Below are 5,552 nucleotides of genomic sequence, written 5' to 3' on the forward strand. Positions count from 1 at the left end.
AATTATACCAAAAGAGAGGGGGTCATTGTTTTTTATATTAAAAACAGTTATAACCCTTGCAATAGCAAGGTTTCAAATAAATAAAGCAAAGATAGTGTTTACACTATCAGATTATACAAGGGGGTTAGTTTATGAATGTATTTATTATAGAAATGAGGGCCCATAGAAAAAGTCTTATTATATGGGCATTTGGAATTTTATTTATGGTTGCTGCTGGTATGGGTAAATATGTTGCATTATCATCCTCTGGTCAATCAATGAATGATTTATTTGCACAAATGCCAAAATCTATGCAAACAATTTTCGGTATAGGCGGTTTTGATTTATCAAAGGTCAGTGGTTATTATGGGATGCTCTTTTTATATTTAGCTCTTATGGCAACTATTCATGCTACTATGCTTGGAGCTGATATAATTTCAAAAGAAGAAAGAGATAAAACCGTAGAATTTCTACTTTCAAAACCTATTTCAAGAAATAAAATTATAACATCAAAGCTATCTGCAGCCTTCGTAAATATTTTGATATTTAATATTATAACCTTGATTTCTTCTATTATTATAGTAGGAAAATATAATAAAGGAGAAAATGTAAGTAAAGAAATTGTGCTCTTAATGGGCGGGATGTTTATTTTGCAGCTTATATTTATGTTTATTGGCACAGCAATAGCTGCTACGAGCAAAAGTCCCAAAACTGCAACATCCATATCTACAGCAGTTCTTTTAATAACATATTTACTATCTATGACAATAGACTTAAACGGTAAGCTTGATAATCTTAAATACTTTACACCATTTAAATATTATGAAGCTAAGAGCTTAATATCTACCGGTGGTTTTCAATTAAGCTTTGTGATATTATCGATATTAATCATTTTAGTAACATTGATTATCACGTATGTGTTTTATAATAAAAGAGATATGAGCATATAAAAATTGAAATAAATTAAACCTAGCAATATTATTATTGCTAGGTTTAATTTTTAGCACTCACTTTTGGGGATAAGTAAGTGCTTATTATATAATAAGTGCTTATTAGATAATTGAAAGGTCCTTGTACTATACTATTAATTACACATTTAAAAGGTTCCAAAAATCAAGTACATATTTTTTTATATATTCATCATTTTTTAACCTCCAAACCTTATAATTCACCTCCTATAACATATCTAGAACAATTATTAATCTTTTGGTATATATTATTCTTAATTTTAAAATTTAATACATAAATAAATTATATAATCACACACTTTTTACATATTTATTAGATATTTGCAATAACATTTCAGTTTATAATTACATTATTGAATAGAACTGAATAAAGACAATACAATTACTGGAGGCAAATAATGAAAAGTAAAATGATTAAAGCAATAATAATAAGTATATCTGTGATTGTAATTTTTATTGGTGGTTATATAGGATATAATAAATTTTTCAAAAAAACTGCGACAGCTACAACCACAAAGTTTTATTCTTCAACTGTCAAAACTATGAGTATATCAAACACTATACAGGGTACAGGAGCAGCATATGCAGGTACAACCTCTGATGTATCACCTAATAATAATGGAACCTTATCAGGATTAACAGTTAAGGTTGGCGATACTGTAACCAAAGCACAAGAACTGTTTTATTCCTCTAATTCAGATTTAGCAAAAACTGTAACCTCATCCACGAAGAAGTTAACAAAAGCAAATGCTCAACTTGCTAGTGATGAAACTAATCTTACTACGAAAAATACACAACTTATTACCGATGAAACCGTTCTTACAACCGCAAAAGCTCAACTTGCAACGGATGAGAGTGCACCTAAAGTTGATTCTAACAAAGTAACCTCTGATAATAAGTCAATTGATGATACTACAAACAAAATAACATCTGATGAAAAAACAATAACCGATAATACAAGTAAAATATCAGATGACAAGGATTCTGTAACTGATGCTATTTCAGATTTAACAAGTGCAAAAACTGCCGTAAGCAATCAGACTGTAATAGCCCCTATAGCCGGTCTTGTAACAACTGTAGTCAGTGCTAATGGCTCAACTGGTAAAAGTGGTAAAAGTACACTTACTATTTCAGATATGAACACAATGAAAGTTAAAGTTTCTGTAGATGAGCTTGATATTTCATCAGTTAAAGTTGGCCAAAAGGCCACTATAAAATTCGATGCAATAACTGGTAAAACTTTTACAGGTACTGTTGAGTCAGCAGCACAGACGGGTACCACTACCGATAATACAACAACATATGATGTTATTGTAAGTATTAATAATCCAACCGGAATAAGACTTGGCATGAATGCAAATGTAACAATTGCAGTTAAAAGCAAAGATGAAGCAATTGTAATACCAGAAGAAGCTTTAGTTGAAAGTAACAATAAAAAATACGTAAGAGTTCAGAACGCTGAAAGTTCAGATAGTGGACAAAGTAATAGTAGCGCACAGACCACTGACTCTAATAGTAAATTGGTTGAGATTACAACAGGCATCGAAACTGAAGATTATATAGAAGTTACAAAAGGCATTACAGCAGGACAAGTAGTATTGGTTCAATTAGCAACAAGCAGCAGTAGCACTACTACTCAAAGTGGTATGGGCGGTCAAGGCGGATCAATGAGCGGCAGTGGTGGCGTAGGAAAACCAAGCGGTGGCAGACAGCCAAGTGGTAGTAGCAGTTCTAGTTCCACAAGCACTAAATAATAGGTTTAACTATACAGGAGGGTAAATAAATGCCACAAATATCAGAAAGCAAATCCTTAATTGATATAACTAATGTAGAAAAAGTATATAAAATGGGCAGTAATGATTTCAAGGCTATAGAAAATGTCAATTTAAAAATAGCTAAAGGGGAATACGTAGCAATTGTTGGGCCCTCACGTGCAGGTAAATCAACACTTATGAACATTATTGGTTGCCTTGACAATGCCACCTCTGGAAAATATTTTTTAGATGGTGAGGACACAAAATGTAGCGACAATAAACTTGCAGAAATAAGGAATAAAAAAATAGGTTTTATATTTCAAAATTATAATTTACTTGCAAAGCAAAGTATATTGGATAATGTAACATTGCCCTTGTTATATTTAGGATATACAAACAAGGATGCAATAGAAAAAGCAAAAACACAATTGGAGAAAGTAGGACTCGCAACTCATATGAAACACAAACCAACAGAACTGTCTGGTGGACAAATGCAGAGGGTTGCAATTGCAAGAGCTCTAGTAACAGATCCCCAGATTATTTTGGCTGATGAACCAACAGGTGCACTTGATAGTAAGTCTGGTAATGAAGTGCTTAAAATGCTTGAGAAATTAAATTATGAAGGAAATACAATAGTAATAATTACTCATGATAGAGAGATTGCTTCCCATGCAAAACGCATGATCACAGTTAAAGATGGACAAATAACTTCCGATGAACTAAATGTGAAAGAGGTGACTGCATGAGAATATCACAATTATTTAAAATAGCACTTTTTTCAGTCTGGAGTAATAAAATACGTTCATTTCTTACTATGCTTGGTATAATTATTGGTATATCTTCCGTAATTATTCTTGTTGGAATGGGACAAGGTACACAAAAGGAGATTAGTGATCAAATAAGCAGTTTAGGAACTAATCTTATAACTGTATCTCTTACCAAAACTGCAACTATTGATGCGCAAGATTTAAAAGAACTAAAATCGAAACCAGGTATCAAGGCAATTTCGCCACAAATTTCTTCAAGTAATGTAAATGTAAAAGCTGGAACTAAGTCTAGTACTACAACAATCGAGGCATCAAATGAAAACTATGCACAAATAAAAAGTTATACAGTGAGCGATGGTAAATTTATAACTGCAAGAGACGTTGAAAATAGATATAAGGTCCTTGTTATTGGAACTGAAACCGCAAATAATATTTTTGGTACTACAAACGTTGTTGGCGAAACAATGTATGTTAGTGGTATTCAGTTCAAAATAGTGGGAGTTCTTAAATCTGCAGGAACATCAACTACAGGAAGCAGTGATGATAAAATCATACTTCCAATATCAACAGCCCAGAGGTTACTTAAAACTTCTACTATAAGTACCTATTATGTTGAAGCTAAAAGTCAAACACAAATAGATACAGCAATGTCATATTTGAAAATGTTCTTAAATAAAAAATATGGTCTTAGAAATTTGGCAACTAGTACAACTACAGATACTGATTATAGAGTTCTAAGTCAAACAAGTTTACTTACTACTGCTACTTCAACTACTAAAAGTATGAGTAATATGTTAAGTGGGGTTGGAGCAATCTCTCTTTTAGTTGGCGGTATTGGAATTATGAACATAATGCTTGTTTCAGTAATTGAAAGGACTAAAGAAATAGGAACAAGAAAAGCAATTGGAGCTAAAAGAAGAACTATACTTATACAGTTTCTAATTGAAGCATCAATTATAAGTGGTATCGGTGGTCTTTTAGGTGTGTTTTTCGGCTATGCTGGTGCCTATATTGGCAAAACATTCTTTGCAACGTCAATTGTAATTTCAGGAAATATTGTTATTGGTTCATTTGCTTTTTCAGTTCTTATAGGTTTAATTTTTGGAATTTATCCTGCTAATAAAGCATCAAAATTGAATCCAATAGAAGCATTAAGATTTCAATAACAGAAAAAATGCTTAAGTTTATGTTTAACTTAAGCATTTTTGTTATTATTTATATGTACAAAAATTCATCACTTATTAAGACCTAGCTTATTCGAAACCTATTCAAATGCTTCCGCTGAATTAGCTTTTATAATTTCATTATCAGCTTCTACATTAGCTTCTATTTGTTTTTGTACAACTTTATTATTAGCTATTATATCTTGTCTTTCATATCTTTTTAGCTTACATATTCTAATAGTTTCACTTTTATCTATACCAAAATTTTTAAGATAACTTAAATAAATGTTTTCTTGGCTTGTTAAATACTCACTAATCCCTAATGTTTTGCATTTTTCTATATTCTTATAACTTGTTGTTTCCATATATCCATTAAATGCATATATTAATGCTTTTTTTGAATTTTTATCTGAATCAGTTTTTAAACCATATAAATATCTAAAACTAGATTCTATATTTTCTTTTACTATTATAATTTTGTTTTGCTTTTTTATTTTGTCATTAAGCTTTTTTAAATCCTCTTGTTTTAGTTCGCCTTTTTCCATATTGTTTTTTGCATCACTGAACTTTTCATCTTTTATATTTTGTTCAATAATATTGATTTTGTATAAATATTTACTATTGTTATGTAAATGAATACCTGTGATACTCACTCCGAGCACAATCATAATAACTATAACTACACCCTTTTTTCTTTTCAAGATAATCCCCCCTTGTATAATCTGAGCTTTCACGGAAACTCCTTAGCTCCTGTGATTACTCACTTTTAGTATTATTAATTTTTGTTGATTCCCCCATTTTTTTGCATAGAACACTTGACAAGTCTGTAAAATTTTGAAAATCTCCTCCTAAAGACATGTTTTAAAAGGAGGATTATTTTATGCTAAAAAATTGGAGCTCTCATGCTGATTATCAGCAATT

The 5,552-nt window shown here is 30.9% G+C and carries 5 protein-coding genes; 4 read left to right on the forward strand and 1 reads right to left on the reverse strand.

The features are described from left to right. The first annotated feature begins 131 nt into the window (after positions 1–131). From KPL38_RS17950 to KPL38_RS17965, 4 genes are all read left to right on the forward strand, one after another. A complete protein-coding gene (locus KPL38_RS17950) occupies positions 132–929 on the forward strand; it encodes a DUF2705 family protein (protein ID WP_216290506.1) in 798 nt (265 codons plus the stop codon). A gap of 416 nt (positions 930–1,345) precedes the next feature. Then, entirely contained in the window at positions 1,346–2,701 is a 1,356-nt protein-coding gene (locus KPL38_RS17955; protein ID WP_216290507.1) for an efflux RND transporter periplasmic adaptor subunit, read from the forward strand. A gap of 29 nt (positions 2,702–2,730) precedes the next feature. Further along, the gene (locus tag KPL38_RS17960; protein WP_216290508.1) at positions 2,731–3,447 is read left to right on the forward strand and encodes an ABC transporter ATP-binding protein; all 717 of its coding nucleotides are present in this window, start codon (positions 2,731–2,733) and stop codon (positions 3,445–3,447) included. Continuing rightward, on the forward strand, positions 3,444–4,634 hold the full coding sequence (locus tag KPL38_RS17965) for an ABC transporter permease (protein ID WP_216290509.1): 1,191 nt from the start codon (positions 3,444–3,446) through the stop codon (positions 4,632–4,634). Before KPL38_RS17960 ends, KPL38_RS17965 begins: the two co-directional genes overlap by 4 nt. Positions 4,635–4,732: 98 nt before the next feature. Here KPL38_RS17965 and KPL38_RS17970 read toward each other — a convergent pair whose 3' ends face one another. After that, complete coding sequence (locus tag KPL38_RS17970) at positions 4,733–5,332, reverse strand: hypothetical protein (protein WP_216290510.1); 600 nt, start codon at positions 5,330–5,332, stop codon at positions 4,733–4,735. Between the last annotated feature and the right edge of the window lie 220 nt (positions 5,333–5,552).

Source organism: Clostridium psychrophilum (genome assembly GCF_018861705.1).
Classification (GTDB): domain Bacteria; phylum Bacillota; class Clostridia; order Clostridiales; family Clostridiaceae; genus Clostridium_AD; species Clostridium_AD psychrophilum.

Coding starts and splice junctions, on each gene's coding strand:
- KPL38_RS17950 (WP_216290506.1), top strand. CDS start 132: ATGAATGTATTTATTATAGAAATGAGGGCCCATAGAAAAAGTCTTATT.
- KPL38_RS17955 (WP_216290507.1), top strand. CDS start 1,346: ATGAAAAGTAAAATGATTAAAGCAATAATAATAAGTATATCTGTGATT.
- KPL38_RS17960 (WP_216290508.1), top strand. CDS start 2,731: ATGCCACAAATATCAGAAAGCAAATCCTTAATTGATATAACTAATGTA.
- KPL38_RS17965 (WP_216290509.1), top strand. CDS start 3,444: ATGAGAATATCACAATTATTTAAAATAGCACTTTTTTCAGTCTGGAGT.